The following is a 14000-nucleotide window of genomic DNA, read 5'->3' as shown; positions in this document are numbered from 1 at the left end:
CAAGCCTTGTGCGCAGTGATGCGCAAGTATCTGACCGGCGTTTGGGCCTGCATCCAGCAGGGCGAGCGCTTTGATTCCAGCAAACTGTTCAGCAGCATTCACCAAGTGAAAGCTTGACCTCCAACAGAGTATCTACAAACTTTCACCACTAGCCAAGAGGTCATTTGTAATGCGTGACGCCATTCTCCTCACCCCCGGCCCGCTGACCACCAGCCTGGCCACCAAGACCGCGATGCTGAATGATTGGGGCTCCTGGGACAGCCGTTTCAATGCCCTGACGGCGGGTGTGTGCGCCGATTTGCTGGCGATTGCCCAGGCCCAGGACAGCCATGTCTGTGTGCCCTTGCAGGGCTCCGGCACCTTCGCCGTGGAGGCGGCTATCGGCACCCTGGTGCCGCGCGACGGCGCCTTGCTGGTGCTGGTCAATGGCGCTTACGGGCTGCGCATGGCGCAACTGGCCGAGGTCATGGGCCGACAAGTGGCGACCCTGAATTTTGCCGATGACCAGCCGGTGTGCCCGCAGCAACTGGCCGAGTATCTGGCCGCCCATCCGCAGATCAGCCATGTCGGCGCCATTCACTGTGAAACCAGTACCGGCCTGCTCAATCCGCTGGCCGCGATTGCCACTGTGGTGGCGGCGGCCGGTCGCCAGCTGATTATCGACAGCATGAGTGGCTTCGGCGCCTTGCCGGTGGATGCCCATGAGTTGCCGTTTGCGGCGCTGGTGTCGTCGGCCAACAAGTGCCTGGAAGGCGTGCCGGGCATAGCCTTTGTGTTGGTGGCGAAACAGGCTCTGGCGGCCAGCCGGGGCAACAGCCATTCCTTGTCGCTGGACCTGTATGACCAGCACGCCTATTTGGCCCGCACCGGCCAGTGGCGTTATACGCCGCCGACCCATGTGCTGGCGGCGCTGCGCTCTGCCCTCGATCAATTTCACGCCGAAGGTGGCCAGCCGGCGCGGCTGGCGCGCTATCAGGCGAATGCCGAGCGTTTGCGCGCCGGTCTCGCCGCGCTGGGTTTGCAGCCTTATCTACCGGCCGCTGTGCAGGCGCCAATCATCTATACCGCCCATGCGCCAACGCATCCGAGCTACCAGTTTATGGCCCTGTACCAGGCCGTGCGGGCGCGCGGTTTTATCCTCTATCCGGGCAAATTGACCCAGTTGGAGACTTTCCGCGTCGGCTGTATCGGCGCTATCGATCACGCTGAAATCGATCAGGCGCTGGCCGCGTTGGGCGCCGCCCTCGACGACCTCGGTTGGTGTTCTACAGGAGTAAAACCATGACTTACCGCTATCAACGCCGTTACACCGGCCAGTTACAGGCGGTGATCTTTGACTGGGCCGGCACAGTGGTGGATTTCGGCTCCTTCGCCCCGACTCAGGTGCTGATCGAGGCGTTCGCCGGCTTCGATATCGAGGTCAGCTTGGCCGAGGCGCGCATCCCCATGGGCCTGGCCAAGTGGGATCACATCCAGGCGCTGGGGCGTTTGCCATCCGTGGCCGCACGCTGGCGGGCACGCTTTGGCCGGGCCATGCAGGATGCCGATGTGGATGCGTTGTACGCGGCCTTTATTCCGCTGCAAATCGAGCGGGTGGGCGATTACTCGGCGCTGATTCCCGGTGCGCTGCAGTGCATCGCCACGCTGCGTCAGCGGGGCTTAAAAATCGGTTCCTGCTCGGGCTACCCACGGGTGGTGATGGATGCGCTGCTGCCGATTGCCGCCGCCGCCGGCTACGCCCCGGACTGGGTGGTGGCCACCGATGACTTGCCGGCGGGTGGCCGACCGGGGCCGTGGATGGCGTTGGAAAACCTGATCCGCCTCGGCGCCAGCGACGTGGCCGCCTGCGTCAAGGTCGACGACACCGTGCCCGGCATCGACGAGGGGCTGGCGGCGGGCATGTGGACAGTCGGGCTGTCGGCCTCCGGTAACGAGGTGGGTTTGAGCCATGCCCAGTGGTCGGCCCTCGCGCCTGCTGAGCAAGCCGAGTGCGCGCGCCCGGCGGCGGCCAAGTTGTATCAGGCCGGCGCCCATTATGTGATCGCCAGCATTGCCGAATTACCGGCGGTGCTCGACGCCATCGAGCTGCGCCTGAGTAACGGCGAGCGGCCATAAAACGCGGGGTTGGCGGCGGACTCAGGCGCGTAGCGCACAGTCCGCCGGTTTCAGGCTAAGCGGTTTCAGCGACGTTGAGGATGGTCAGCAGGCCTTGGGCGTGGGTGGCCGCTTCGTGGCCAAGGCTGGTCAGATAACCGCCATCGACTTGGGTGATCAGGCCTTTGTCATGCAGGCGAAGCGCTGCGGCAATCGCTTTGGGCGCGGCGACGTGATGAACCTTGAGGCCTTCCTGGGTATTAGCCAGGTTGAACAATGTAAGGATTTCCAGTTCGGCAATCAGCTCAGGGGTATACGACATAGGCGCTCCAGACTCTTCGAGAAAGGCACCGGGGCAACTGGCCCGGCGGTAGTGATCCGCACCGAGTTGGCTGCGGGTTTTAGCAGTGTAGCGAAGCTGCGCTGCAGTGCGCTGGGTTCTGTTGCCATTGGTAAATAATCTGTGAAAGCGATCCTTGTCCTGGATCAATTGCATGCTCCGCGCACCTGGTTTTAGCGGGCGCGCCCGGGCCGCAACTAGCTTGGCTCTTTGGGCAATTCCGGCAGCGCGCGCAGGGCTTGTTCGTACCAGACCAGATTAAACGGGCGGTCGCCGTCGAGCATGGCGCGCACTTCATAGGCCAGCACCTGGGCCATCAGTTCGAGGATCTCCTCGCGCGGGTAACCGACCAGCGTCAGCTTGTTGTAGGTGGCCTTGGCGGCTGCTGGGCTATCGGCTTCGAGCTGATTCTCGATGGCCTGGGTGAGGGTGGCTGCGGTGAAGGCTTCGTCAGTGTCTTCGTGGTCGTCGATTTCGCTCATGGCGGGGCTCTGCTGGAATGAACACACAGTGTGCCACGGCTGGTTTGCGGGCTGGGTGGGCAATTTTGCCGCAGGCCGCAATAGGGGTAGTTGGTCGGCCTCAAAAACCAATTAATAATAATTCTTATTTGTAATTGAATCTTATTGACGTTAGCGTGGGGGGCCTTGATTACTGCTACTCAAGGAAATCGCTATGACTATCGCTGTACCGACGCAACTGCAACAGTTGCTTTCCCGCTGGGGCGAGGCGCTTGGCACGCCGAGCTTCAAGGTCCGTCAAGTCACCCTCGATCATCTCGCTCAGGCACTGGCACCGGCCCGTGAACGCAGCTTTCAGCGGCTGCTGCAGGCGTTGTTTCGCGAGGGCCTGCTGGATGCCCAGAGTTGTGCTTACGATGAGCAGCAGCATTGTTGGTTGAGCCTGGGTGAGGCCGGCGCCTTGTTGCGTTTCGAGCACTTGCAGGCGGGCGGCATGAACAGTTGGCAGCTGCGCGGCAGTGTCACCTTGTACCGCGCCCAGCGCGCGCCCTATGAGCTGCAATACCCGTCCGAATTGCTGCAATTGCTGCGCGATCAGCTTGCGCCGCCGCCAGTGGCCGCCGCCTTTACCCGACTGGCCGCCGAACTGAATGACAGTTTTGCCAACGACACTCTCTGCCTGGCCTATCACCACTGCTGGAACCAGCAGTTGCAGCAGCAGACTGCCAAGCAGTCCGAGCCTAATCTGCTGGCCTGGCTAAAGGCCGGTTTCGCCCAGAGCAACCCGAGCTTGTTGCTGGAGCAGTGGGGCACGTTGGGGCACCCCTGGCACCCGAGTTACAAGACCAAGCTGGGCCTGAGCACCGCACAGGTGGTGGATTTGTCGCCCGAATTCGAGGCGCGTTTCCCGGTCAGCCTCTGTGCGCTGCACCGGCTGTGCGGGCATGTCGAGGCGCTGGCGGGCGAGGATTACTGGTCGTGGTGGCAAGGGCATTTCCCCCAAGCCGCCGAGCAACTGCGGGCCGAGTTGCAGCGTCGCGGTTTGGCGGCGCAGGACTATCTGCCGCTGCCGGTACATCCCTGGCAGGTCAGTGAGGCGCTGCCGCGCTTGTTTGCCGCTGAAATCGCCGAGCAGCGCCTGCTGCTGACCGACATAGTCGCCTTCCAGGGCCATCCGACTATGTCCTTTCGTACCGTGCTGCCGGAGGGCAGCCTGCTCACGCCGATGGTCAAACTGCCGGTGGCGCTGCGCTTGACCAGTGTCCAGCGCACCGTCTCGCCGCGTTCGGCGCGTATGGGGCCACGGGTCAGTCGGCTGTTGCTTGGCATCTTGGCGCAAGAGCCGGAGCTGGCGCGGCTGCTCTGCGTGCTGCCCGAACGGCTGGGTCTGCACTTCAGCCCCAAGCCTGCCGATGACGAACGTTCCCGGCATTTGGCGGTGCTCTATCGGGACAATCCGCAGAGCCTGTTGCAGCCCGGTGAGCTGGCCGTCCCGGTCGGCAGCCTGTTCGCCCATGATGCTCAGGGCCAACCCCTGCTGCGCCAGTGGGTAACGCTGGCCCGGGGCGGCGATGATGCTCAGGCATTGCTGGATTTTTTTGACGCTTACGCGGCAATCGCCGTGCACGGTTTACTGGGCATGTATTTGCTCTACGGCGTGGCGTTCGAAGCCCATCAGCAGAACAGTTTTATGGTCATGGACGCTCAGGGGCAGCCCAACCGGCTGTTGCTGCGCGACTTTGGCGACATCCGCATCCATCGCCCGACCCTGCAGGCCCATGGCCTGGATCTTGAGCTGCACGACCCGGCCATGACCCTGCTGGACGACGCCGAGGCGGTGCGCGACAAGCTGCTGCACACCAGTTTTATGTGCCACCTGGGCGAGTTGGTGTTGCTCTGCGCCCGGCACTGGGGCGTCAGTGAACAGCCTTTGTGGGCGCTGTTGGCCGGTCACGTCGGTGACTGCTTCGAGGCGCTGCGCGGGCGGGTGGAGGCTGAGCGCTGGCAGGCCGAGCGCGCAGCCTTGCTCGAACACGACTGGCCGGCCAAGGCTTTTATCCGCATGCGCCTGGCCGACAGTCAGGTCGACATGGTTGGCCGCCTGAGCAATCCGCTGCGCCACGCCACCCATGGCGGTTAGGGGTTCGTCATTGCGACTGCTGGTGCTGATCCAGCTGGTTTCGATGGCGGCCATGGAGATGAGCGGACCGTTTTGGCCGTTACAGATCCAGGCGTTGCTCGGGCCGGCGCAGGCCCAGTACACCGCACTGCTGTCGGCGCTGGTGTATGCCGGGCCGATGCTCGCGGCGATGTTGCTGACCCCGCTGTGGGGGCGTTTGGGCGACAGTACCGGACACAAGCCAATGATCCTGCGGGCACTGCTGGCGTTGGCGCTGTGTCAGGGCTTGGCGGCGATCACGCTGGACCCTTGGTTGCTGGTGGCCATTCGTACCCTGCAAGGCGCGCTGGCCGGTTTTATTGCCGCCGCCCAGGCCTATGCCTTGGCTTGCTGTGCCAGCGGCGGTCGTGGTCTGGTGTTGGCCCGGCTGCAATCGGCCACCGCCGTCGGTTCCCTGGTCGGCCCGGTGTTGGGCGGCTGGCTGATGGATGTGTCGGGTTTTGCCGCTCTCTGTGTTGGCGCGGCACTGATTTGCCTGCTCTGTGGGCTGCTCAGCCTCGGCTTGCCGGCCGACAGACCAGAGTCACGACCGAGCCGCCCGCAAACGCCGAGCAAGCTGCCCAGCGGTTGGCTGGCCGGTATTTTGGCGATCATCGTGCTGGTGCAGGCGGCGAAGATGATGCCGCAGTCGTTCTACGCCCTGTATGTCGCCGAGGTTTTGCACGCCCCAGGCTGGCTGATCGGCGCCAGCTACGCCGCCAGTGCCGTCACCCTGGCGCTGTCGGCGCCGCTGTGGGGGCGCTTGTTTGATCGCTGGAAACCGGCGCAAACCCTGCGGGTGGTGGAAGGGGTGGCCTGGCTCTGCGCCCTGACCCTGGCACTCACCGCGCTGGCCAGTGGCTGGCTCGGCTTTATTGCCAGTCGCCTGCTCTGGGGGCTGTGGCAGGGCGCGTTACTGCCGGTCGCCTATGCGCTGATCGCCAACCGGGTGGCCACCAATCAGCAAGGTTTCGCCCTCGGCTTGGGCAACAGCGCGGCCAAGGCCGGCGCCTTGCTCGGCACCCTGCTGGGCGCCCTCGGCATGCAACTGGCGGGGCTGGCTTACAGCTTCTGGCTGGTGGCTCTGACTTACGCGCTTGCGGCTCTGGGCATCCGCCTGATCCGTTCGCGTGCCTTGGCGCCAGAGGTTCTGGTTTGCCCTTTAACACCTGAACAGAAAGAATTATGAAAACCACTCAATTTGCCATTCTGCTGCCCCTGCTTAGCCCGCTGAGTCCTTTGCTGGCGGCCGAAACTCCGCCGCCAGCCGAGGCCTTGAGCCTGTCGGAAAGTGTGGTCTCGGCCACCCGCAGCGAAACCAGCATTGCCTCGATTCCAGGCTCGGTGCAGGTCATCGACGAGCAGCAGTTACGCCAGCAAAGCGGCGCCGGGCGCAAGGTCGCCGACATTCTCGGGCAGCTGGTGCCGGGCCTGGCCCCCTCCAGCGGCGGCATGAGCAACTTCGGGCAAACCCTGCGCGGTCGCAACATGCTGGTGTTGATCGATGGTGTCTCGCAAAACGCCAGTCGGGATAACTTTCGCCAGCTCAACAGTATCGCCCCGGCCAGCATCGAGCGGATCGAGGTGATCTCCGGGGCCAGCAGTATTTATGGCGCCGGCGCCTCGGGCGGGGTGATCAATATCATCACCAAGCGCAATCAGGGTCAGGACCTGGCCCTCAGCAGTCGCTTTGGTTTGACCAGTGCCAACAACCTCAATGCCAAGGGCTTGGCCTATGAGGCGTTTCAGAGCGCCACGGGGCGCAATCAGGACCTCGATTGGTACCTGTCGGCCGACCTCACCCAGCGCAACGACCAGTTCGACGGCGATGGCCAGCGCATTCCCCAGGACACTTCCCAGGGCAGCGCCATGGACACCGAAACCTATGACCTGCAGGGACGCTTCGGTTACGCCATCGACCCGGATAAAAAGCTCAGCCTGTCGTTGCAGGACTATAAGGACCAGCAAGACAGCGACTACACCCAGCGTTCAATCGACGGCGAGGCGGTGGCGGCCAAGGGCCTGAAACTGGCGGATCAGCCCTACACCCATAACCAGGCGATCAACCTCAATTACAGCGATCAGGACCTCTACGGCCAGAGCCTGCTGGTGGAAAGCTACTGGCGCCGCGCCGATGCCTTGTTCTTCCCGGATCGTCCGCGTGGCAAGGCCGGGGTTTCGGATAACAACAGCGTGCAAGATATTTTTGGCTTGCGCGCCGCAGTCGACAGCCCTTTGCCGCCGATTGGCGCAGCCAGCGGCAACCTGGTGTGGGGCGCGGATTATCAGAACGAGCGCAGCCGCCAGCGCGGCGACCGCTATGCAATCAATGGCCTGGAGTACCACAAAACCGGCACCACCTATGAGCTGGGCCCGGATGTGGAGACCGCCACCAAGGCGCTGTTCGGGCAAATGTCCTGGGATATCGCCGACTGGACCCTGCGCGGCGGCGTGCGGCGTGAATGGATCGAGGCGGATGTGGCGGACAGCATCGCCTACGGTGAAATCTGGCAGACCGGTAACCGGGCGACCTTACCGGGCGGCAGCCTCAAGTATGACGACACGCTGTATAACCTCGGCGCGGTGTATCACCTGAGCACGCAGCAGGATCTGTTCGTCAACTTCAGCCAAGGCTTCTCGCTGCCGGATATTCAGCGCTTCTTGCGCGACGTGGACAGCCGCTTCGATATCCAGACCCTGAATGCCCAGGCGATCAAGGTGAACAGCTATGAGGCCGGCTGGCGTGGCGACTGGCAACAATGGCAGGCGGCGGTGACGGTCTACGAAAACACCTCGGATGTGACCCAGTATTACGATGCGACCGACCGGGTGCTGCGCCTGGTCAATCAACAAGAACGGGTGCGCGGGGTGGAGAGCAGCCTGACCTACTACCCGGTCGAGCATTGGTCGGTGGGGGGTACCTACGCCTGGACCAAGGGCGAAACCAAGCAAGACGGCCAATGGCTGGACCTGCCGGCGACCCGGGTGTCGCCGGTGAAAACCACGGCCTTCGTCGGTTACAGCCAGGACAGCTACAACCTGCGCCTGCAGGCCATGCAGTTGGCCGACTACAGCGGCGCCGCCAAAGACGGCACGGGCCGCGACATCGACGGCTATACCCTGGTCGATCTGCTCGGCTCGCTGGAGTTACCGACCGGTCGCCTGGACGGCGGCATCTACAACCTGGGCAATCTGACCTATGAGAATCTGTTTACCCAGGCCAATGCCCGCGAGCCTTTCCCGAATGCCGAGGGGCGTACCTTGGCGGTCAGTTATTCGCTGGATTGGTAAACGGGTTTAACGGTTGCGCGCTATTGCTCAAGCCCGGCCGCGCGGCCGGGCCTGAGCCACAGGCTTAGCGACTGGCCAGTAAGGCCTGACCGCGGACGATGGCGGCGCGTACCTGATTGGGCGCGGTGCCACCGATATGGTCGCGGGCATTCACCGAGCCTTCCAGGGTCAGCACGGCGAACACGTCGTCATCGATCTGCTCACTGAAGCCGCGCAGCTCTGCCAGGCTCATTTCGGCCAGGTCTTTGCCGGTTTGCACGCCGTATTTCACCGCGTGGCCGACGATCTCGTGGCAATCACGAAACGGCAGACCTTTGCGCACCAGATAATCGGCCAGATCGGTGGCGGTGGAGAAACCGCGCAGGGCCGCTTCGCGCATCACCTCGCGCTTGGGCTTGATCGCCGGCACCATGTCGGCGAAGGCGCGTAGCGAGTCGCGCAGGGTGTCGGCGGCGTCGAACAGCGGTTCTTTGTCTTCCTGGTTGTCCTTGTTGTAGGCCAGTGGTTGGCCTTTCATCAGGGTCAAGAGGCCCATCAGGGCGCCGAACACCCGGCCGCTTTTGCCGCGCACCAGTTCTGGAACGTCGGGGTTTTTCTTCTGCGGCATGATCGAGGAGCCGGTGCAAAAACGATCCGGCAGGTCGATAAAGCGAAACTGCGCCGAGGTCCACAGCACCAGCTCTTCGGAGAAACGCGACAGGTGCATCATGGCGATGCTGGCGGCGGCGCAGAATTCGATGGCGAAATCCCGGTCGGACACGCCATCCAGCGAGTTGCCGCCAACGGCGTCAAAACCCAGCAGTTGCGCGGTCAGCTCGCGGTCAATCGGGTAGGTGGTGCCGGCCAGCGCGGCCGAGCCCAGTGGCATGCGGTTGGCACGCTTGCGGCAATCGACTAGGCGCTCATGGTCGCGCGACAGCATCTCGAACCAGGCCAGCAAATGGTGACCGAAGATCACCGGCTGGGCGGTCTGCAGGTGGGTGAAACCGGGCATGATGGTCTCGGATTCCGCCGCAGCCAGCCCCAGCAAGCCTTGTTGCAGGCGAGTGATTTCCGCCAGGATCAGGTCGATCTCATCGCGCAACCACAGGCGAATGTCGGTGGCCACCTGGTCGTTGCGGCTACGACCGGTGTGCAATTTTTTGCCGGTGATGCCGATGCGATCGGTCAGCCGCGCTTCGATATTCATGTGCACGTCTTCCAGATCGACGCGCCAGTCAAATTGGCCGGCTTCGATTTCCGTCTGGATTTGTTTCAGGCCAGCTTCGATGGCGTCACGCTCGTCAACGGTCAGTACGCCGACCTTGGCCAGCATCGTGGCGTGGGCGATGGAGCCCATGATGTCGTGCTTGTACAGGCGTTTGTCGAAGCCGACCGAGGCGGTAAAACGGGCGACAAAGGCGTCGACGGGCTCACTGAAACGACCGCCCCAGGACTGGTTGGTTTGCTCAACGCTCATGGCATGCTCTCGGCGAATAGAGAAATAAGCGCAGTGCCACTGCGGGTGGCCTGCACGGCAAAAAAGTTGCGCAATAATAACAGGCTCAGCCGCACAATCGTGGCTGGGCTTTGCGTCGCAGCCTGTCGGACTTAGGTCTGTCCTACTGCGGAAAAGCCGGATTTGGTCATTTTCTGCGCTCTTTCTCGTTGAATAGAATGACTATTCGCCTCGAAAGAGCGCAAAAACTGCCTCAAACCGGTCTTTCCCTCGCTACGGACGCCTAAGTCCGACAGGCTGCTAGGCGCAACGCGTGGATAAGTCGCTTGAATCACGCTTTAAGCGAATAAGCGGCATTTCGGTGATTTATTTTAACCAGTCGCGGCTGGCTAACTTGCTGGCGCAGGCAACCACAGGGACACTCGGCGGATGCAAACTAACTGGCTGAATAAAGGGCGCGTGGCGGCGCCGAACGACGATGACTTCTTCCTCCCGGAACTGTGCTTGCCGGAGGCGTTGCTGGTCTTGGTGTTGCTCGCCGAACTGCTGGTGCTGGTGCTGGTCCTGGCCGAACCTATGCAGGCCGGTTTTAACTGGGTCAGGCTGGCTCTGACCTCGCTGTTCGCGCAATGGATAGTTCTGCTCAGCGCCGCCTTGTTGTGCCGCTTGCGCCCCTGGCTGGCCGGCTTGCCGGCCTGGTTGGCGGGTATTTACTGCAGCGCAGTGGTGGTGGGTTTGACCGTGGCTTGCACGGCGGTGGCCGATTACTACCAGCTGGGCGGGCCGCTGCAGCGCGATGGCGAGGTTAATCTGTACCTGCGCCATGGCTTGATTGGCTTGATTATGTCGACCTTGCTGCTGCGCTATTTTTATTTGCAGAGTCAGTGGCGGCGTCAGCAACAGGCCGAATTGCGCGCGCGGTTGGAGTCGTTGCAGGCGCGGATTCGCCCGCATTTTTTGTTTAATAGCCTCAATAGCATCGCCAGCCTGGTGACTATCGACCCGTTTAAAGCCGAGCAGGCGGTGCTGGATTTGTCCGATTTGTTTCGCGCCAGTTTGGCTAAGCCGGGCAATCTGGTGAGCTGGAGTGATGAGATGGAGCTGTCCAAACGCTACCTGTCGATTGAGCAATACCGCCTCGGCGAGCGGCTCCAGTTGGATTGGCAGGTGGACAGCGTGCCGGCAGATTTGCCGATCCCGCAGTTGACCTTGCAGCCGCTGCTGGAAAACGCCTTGATCTATGGCATACAGCCGCGCATCGAAGGCGGCTTGGTGACCATCGAGGCCGAATATACCGATGGCCTGTTCCGGCTCTGCGTCAGTAGCCCCTATGACGCTGCCGTTGAGGCACCGCCTTCGCGCGGTACTCATCAGGCATTAGCCAATATTGATGCACGCCTGGCTGCACTTTTTGGCCCAAGTGCCAGTCTTAGTGTGGAACGGCGTGACGGACGGCACTTTACTTGTCTACGCTATGCTTGTGCGAGACCCACGCAGGAAGCCCGAGCTATATGAATGTCCTGATCGTTGATGACGAGCCCCTGGCCCGCGAGCGACTAAGCCGCATGGTGGCCGAGCTGGATGGCTGCCGTGTGCTGCAACCGTGTGCCAGCAATGGCCTGGAAGCCCTGGCGCTGATTGATAGCCTGAAACCCGATGTGGTGTTGTTGGATATCCGCATGCCGGGCCTGGATGGTTTGCAGGTAGCGGCCAAGCTGTGTGAGCGCGAGGCGCCACCGGCGGTAATTTTTTGCACGGCCCACGATGAATTTGCCCTCGAGGCGTTTCAGGTCAGTGCAGTGGGTTATTTGGTTAAACCAGTGCGCCCAGAGGCGTTGAGCGAGGCATTGAAAAAAGCCGAACGGCCCAATCGCGTGCAGCTGGCGGCGCTAACCCGGCCGGCGCTCGATCACAGCGGCGCCCCGCGCAGCCATATCAGTGCGCGCACCCGCAAGGGCATCGAGTTGATTCCGCTGGAGCATGTGATCTTCTTCATCGCCGATCACAAGTACGTGACCCTGCGCCATGAAGGGGGCGAGGTGTTGCTGGATGAGCCGCTAAAATCCCTGGAAGACGAATTTGGTGACCGCTTCGTGCGTATCCATCGCAATGCCTTGGTCGCCCGCGAGCGCATCGAGCGCCTGCAACGTACGCCGCTGGGGCACTTTCAGCTGTTTTTACGCGGCCTGAATGGCGACCCGCTGATCGTCAGCCGCCGGCATGTGGCGGGCGTGCGCAAGTTGATGAATCACCTCTGATCCAAGCCTGCGGTTTTTTCAGCGTCCTTTAAGTAGGCGGCCTGAAAACGTAACGAGCGAAGGTTAGGCAAGGCAAAAACAGGCGAAAAAGCGCAGTTTACGAGTTGTAAATGAGCATTTTGAGCCTGTTTTTAACGCCGCATAACCGAGCGCAGTAGTTTTCACCCAGCCGGTCGCGGTGGGTGCACCACCCGCCGGGCTGCCTTATCATGCTGGCGTTCATTCGTTTTGAGAGCCGTCATGTCCATCCGCGAAATCCGCATCGCCACCCGCAAAAGTGCCCTCGCCCTCTGGCAGGCAGAATTCGTTAAGGCCAGTCTCGAGCAGGCGCACCCGGGGCTGAGCGTCAGCCTGGTGCCGATGGTCAGTCGCGGCGACAAACTGCTCGACGCGCCCTTGTCGAAAATCGGCGGTAAGGGGCTGTTCGTCAAAGAGCTGGAAACCGCCCTGCTGGAGAATGAGGCCGACATCGCCGTGCATTCGATGAAGGATGTGCCGATGGATTTCCCCGCAGGACTGGGCCTGTATTGCATCTGCGAGCGGGAAGATCCGCGCGATGCCTTCGTCTCCAATACCTTCGCCAGCCTTGCTGAGTTGCCTGCCGGCAGCGTGGTCGGCACCTCCAGCTTGCGTCGTCAGGCGCAGCTATTGGCGCTGCGGCCGGACCTGAAAATCCACTTCCTGCGCGGTAACGTCAACACCCGCCTGGCCAAGCTGGATGCCGGTGAGTACGACGCCATTATCCTCGCTGCCGCCGGCTTGATTCGCCTCGGTTTTGCCGCGCGGATTCGCGCCTCGATCAGTGTCGAAGCCAGTCTGCCCGCCGGTGGCCAAGGCGCGGTCGGCATCGAATGCCGCAGCGCGGACTTGGAGATTCATGCCCTGTTGGCGCCACTGCACCACCGCGAAACCGCGTTGCGGGTCACGGCCGAGCGGGCGTTGAATAAGCATCTGAACGGCGGCTGCCAAGTGCCGATTGCCTGTTATGCGTTGCTGGAAGGTGAACAGTTGTGGCTTCGCGGCCTGGTCGGTCAGCCGAATGGCAGTCAGTTGCTGCGCGCCGAGGCACGGGCGGCTAGCACGGATGCCGAGGCGCTGGGTGTGCAGGTCGCCGAAGCGCTACTGGCGCAGGGTGCGGCCGATATCCTGGCCGCCGTGTATGGCGAGGCCGGTCAAGAGTGACAGCCTGGCGGCTGCTGCTGACCCGCCCGGCTGCTGAGTCGGCGCAGCTAGCCGCTACTTTGGCCGCGCAGGGTGTGTTCAGTTACAGCCTGCCGCTGCTACAGATTGAAGCGCTGGCTGACAGCGCCGAACAACGCGCGCTGATCCTGGATCTGGATCGTTATTGCGCGGTGATAGTGGTCAGCAAACCGGCCGCGCGCCTGGGTCTGGCCTTGCTGGATCGCTATTGGTCACAGCCACCGCTGACCCCCAGCTGGTTCGCGGTCGGCGCGGCCAGCGCACAAATTCTTCAAGAGCACGGCCTCAGCGCAAAGTATCCCGCCCAGGGCGATGCCAGTGAGGCGTTGCTGGCCATGCCGGAACTGAGCGTGGCGCTGACAGTCCACAGTCCGCGGGTGTTGATTATGCGCGGCGAGGGTGGCCGCGAATTCATCGCCGAACGCTTGCGCGGCCAAGGCGTGACGGTCGACTATCTGCAACTCTATCGCCGTAGCCTGCCGGCTTATCCGCCGACGCTACTGATTGAGCAGTTAACTGCGCAGCGCCTGAATGGTATCTCTGTCAGCAGCGGTGAAGGCTTTGCCCACCTGTTGCAACTGGCCGGCGCGGCTTGGTCGCAGGTGGCCCGGTTGCCGTTGTTTGTGCCCAGTGCGCGGGTGGCCGAACAAGCCCGTGCGGCGGGCGCCGAGATTGTGCTGGATTGCCGTGGCGCGAGTGCCACGGCGTTGTTGGCGGCGTTGCGGGCACAACCCGCGCCCGCGCCCTAATACAAAGGATG

Annotated in this window: 12 protein-coding genes; 9 read left to right on the top strand and 3 right to left on the bottom strand. The window is 62.5% G+C overall.

Annotated features, from left to right (window positions below; translation table 11 throughout):
• The first annotated feature begins 169 nt into the window (after nucleotides 1-169).
• Both Q8R10_RS19365 and phnX read left to right on the top strand, forming a co-directional pair.
• A complete protein-coding gene (locus Q8R10_RS19365; protein WP_305655601.1) occupies nucleotides 170-1285 on the top strand; it encodes a 2-aminoethylphosphonate--pyruvate transaminase in 1116 nt (371 codons plus the stop codon).
• Nucleotides 1282-2115 (top strand): phosphonoacetaldehyde hydrolase, encoded by an 834-nt coding sequence (gene phnX / locus Q8R10_RS19360; protein ID WP_305655600.1) that lies wholly within the window; start codon nucleotides 1282-1284, stop codon nucleotides 2113-2115. The genes Q8R10_RS19365 and phnX overlap by 4 nt, the downstream gene beginning before the upstream one ends.
• Before the next feature lie 55 nt (nucleotides 2116-2170).
• Here the strand turns inward: phnX and Q8R10_RS19355 are convergent, their stop codons facing one another.
• Together Q8R10_RS19355 and Q8R10_RS19350 are read right to left on the bottom strand one after the other, a co-directional pair.
• Complete coding sequence (locus Q8R10_RS19355) at nucleotides 2171-2416, bottom strand: TIGR02647 family protein (protein ID WP_305655607.1); 246 nt, start codon at nucleotides 2414-2416, stop codon at nucleotides 2171-2173.
• Between the two features lie 215 nt (nucleotides 2417-2631).
• Complete coding sequence (locus Q8R10_RS19350) at nucleotides 2632-2916, bottom strand: hypothetical protein (RefSeq protein WP_305655599.1); 285 nt, start codon at nucleotides 2914-2916, stop codon at nucleotides 2632-2634.
• 193 nt (nucleotides 2917-3109) lie between these two features.
• On the opposite strand from Q8R10_RS19350, the gene Q8R10_RS19345 reads away from it, so the two are divergent.
• From Q8R10_RS19345 to Q8R10_RS19335, 3 genes are read left to right on the top strand one after another with little or no spacing between them, the layout of a single operon-like run.
• Complete coding sequence (locus Q8R10_RS19345) at nucleotides 3110-5035, top strand: IucA/IucC family siderophore biosynthesis protein (RefSeq protein ID WP_305655598.1); 1926 nt, start codon at nucleotides 3110-3112, stop codon at nucleotides 5033-5035.
• On the top strand, nucleotides 5025-6242 hold the full coding sequence (locus Q8R10_RS19340) for an MFS transporter (protein ID WP_305655597.1): 1218 nt from the start codon (nucleotides 5025-5027) through the stop codon (nucleotides 6240-6242). The genes Q8R10_RS19345 and Q8R10_RS19340 overlap by 11 nt, the downstream gene beginning before the upstream one ends.
• Nucleotides 6239-8344 carry a TonB-dependent receptor gene (locus tag Q8R10_RS19335; RefSeq protein ID WP_305655595.1) on the top strand — a complete coding sequence of 702 codons (2106 nt, stop codon included), beginning with the start codon at nucleotides 6239-6241 and terminating at the stop codon, nucleotides 8342-8344. The genes Q8R10_RS19340 and Q8R10_RS19335 overlap by 4 nt, the downstream gene beginning before the upstream one ends.
• 64 nt (nucleotides 8345-8408) lie before the next feature.
• Here Q8R10_RS19335 and argH read toward each other — a convergent pair whose 3' ends face one another.
• Nucleotides 8409-9803: an argininosuccinate lyase gene (gene argH, locus Q8R10_RS19330; RefSeq protein ID WP_305655594.1), complete on the bottom strand. Its 1395-nt coding sequence runs from the start codon at nucleotides 9801-9803 to the stop codon at nucleotides 8409-8411.
• A gap of 408 nt (nucleotides 9804-10211) precedes the next feature.
• Between argH and Q8R10_RS19325 the strand changes: the two genes are divergently transcribed.
• The 4 genes from Q8R10_RS19325 (at nucleotide 10212) to Q8R10_RS19310 (ending at nucleotide 13989) form a co-directional block, all read left to right on the top strand.
• Nucleotides 10212-11297: a sensor histidine kinase gene (locus Q8R10_RS19325; RefSeq protein WP_305655592.1), complete on the top strand. Its 1086-nt coding sequence runs from the start codon at nucleotides 10212-10214 to the stop codon at nucleotides 11295-11297.
• The gene (locus Q8R10_RS19320) at nucleotides 11294-12040 is read left to right on the top strand and encodes a LytTR family DNA-binding domain-containing protein (RefSeq protein WP_305655591.1); all 747 of its coding nucleotides are present in this window, start codon (nucleotides 11294-11296) and stop codon (nucleotides 12038-12040) included. Before Q8R10_RS19325 ends, Q8R10_RS19320 begins: the two co-directional genes overlap by 4 nt.
• A gap of 240 nt (nucleotides 12041-12280) precedes the next feature.
• Nucleotides 12281-13222 (top strand): hydroxymethylbilane synthase, encoded by a 942-nt coding sequence (gene hemC, locus Q8R10_RS19315; protein WP_305655589.1) that lies wholly within the window; start codon nucleotides 12281-12283, stop codon nucleotides 13220-13222.
• Nucleotides 13219-13989 (top strand): uroporphyrinogen-III synthase, encoded by a 771-nt coding sequence (locus tag Q8R10_RS19310; protein ID WP_305655587.1) that lies wholly within the window; start codon nucleotides 13219-13221, stop codon nucleotides 13987-13989. Before hemC ends, Q8R10_RS19310 begins: the two co-directional genes overlap by 4 nt.
• The last annotated feature ends 11 nt before the right edge of the window (nucleotides 13990-14000 follow it).

The organism is Pseudomonas sp., from assembly GCF_030698175.1.
In the GTDB taxonomy this organism is placed as follows: Bacteria; Pseudomonadota; Gammaproteobacteria; order Pseudomonadales; family Pseudomonadaceae; genus Aquipseudomonas.
The sequence above is the reverse complement of the archived record's forward strand: the minus strand, read 5'-3'. Positions and strand labels throughout refer to the sequence as shown.

Excerpts from the sequence above, each read along its gene's own strand:
- Q8R10_RS19365 (WP_305655601.1), top strand. The coding sequence starts at position 170 with ATGCGTGACGCCATTCTCCTCACCCCCGGCCCGCTGACCACCAGCCTG.
- phnX (WP_305655600.1), top strand. The coding sequence starts at position 1,282 with ATGACTTACCGCTATCAACGCCGTTACACCGGCCAGTTACAGGCGGTG.
- Q8R10_RS19355 (WP_305655607.1), bottom strand. The coding sequence starts at position 2,416 with ATGTCGTATACCCCTGAGCTGATTGCCGAACTGGAAATCCTTACATTG.
- Q8R10_RS19350 (WP_305655599.1), bottom strand. The coding sequence starts at position 2,916 with ATGAGCGAAATCGACGACCACGAAGACACTGACGAAGCCTTCACCGCA.
- Q8R10_RS19345 (WP_305655598.1), top strand. The coding sequence starts at position 3,110 with ATGACTATCGCTGTACCGACGCAACTGCAACAGTTGCTTTCCCGCTGG.
- Q8R10_RS19340 (WP_305655597.1), top strand. The coding sequence starts at position 5,025 with ATGGCGGTTAGGGGTTCGTCATTGCGACTGCTGGTGCTGATCCAGCTG.
- Q8R10_RS19335 (WP_305655595.1), top strand. The coding sequence starts at position 6,239 with ATGAAAACCACTCAATTTGCCATTCTGCTGCCCCTGCTTAGCCCGCTG.
- argH (WP_305655594.1), bottom strand. The coding sequence starts at position 9,803 with ATGAGCGTTGAGCAAACCAACCAGTCCTGGGGCGGTCGTTTCAGTGAG.
- Q8R10_RS19325 (WP_305655592.1), top strand. The coding sequence starts at position 10,212 with ATGCAAACTAACTGGCTGAATAAAGGGCGCGTGGCGGCGCCGAACGAC.
- Q8R10_RS19320 (WP_305655591.1), top strand. The coding sequence starts at position 11,294 with ATGAATGTCCTGATCGTTGATGACGAGCCCCTGGCCCGCGAGCGACTA.
- hemC (WP_305655589.1), top strand. The coding sequence starts at position 12,281 with ATGTCCATCCGCGAAATCCGCATCGCCACCCGCAAAAGTGCCCTCGCC.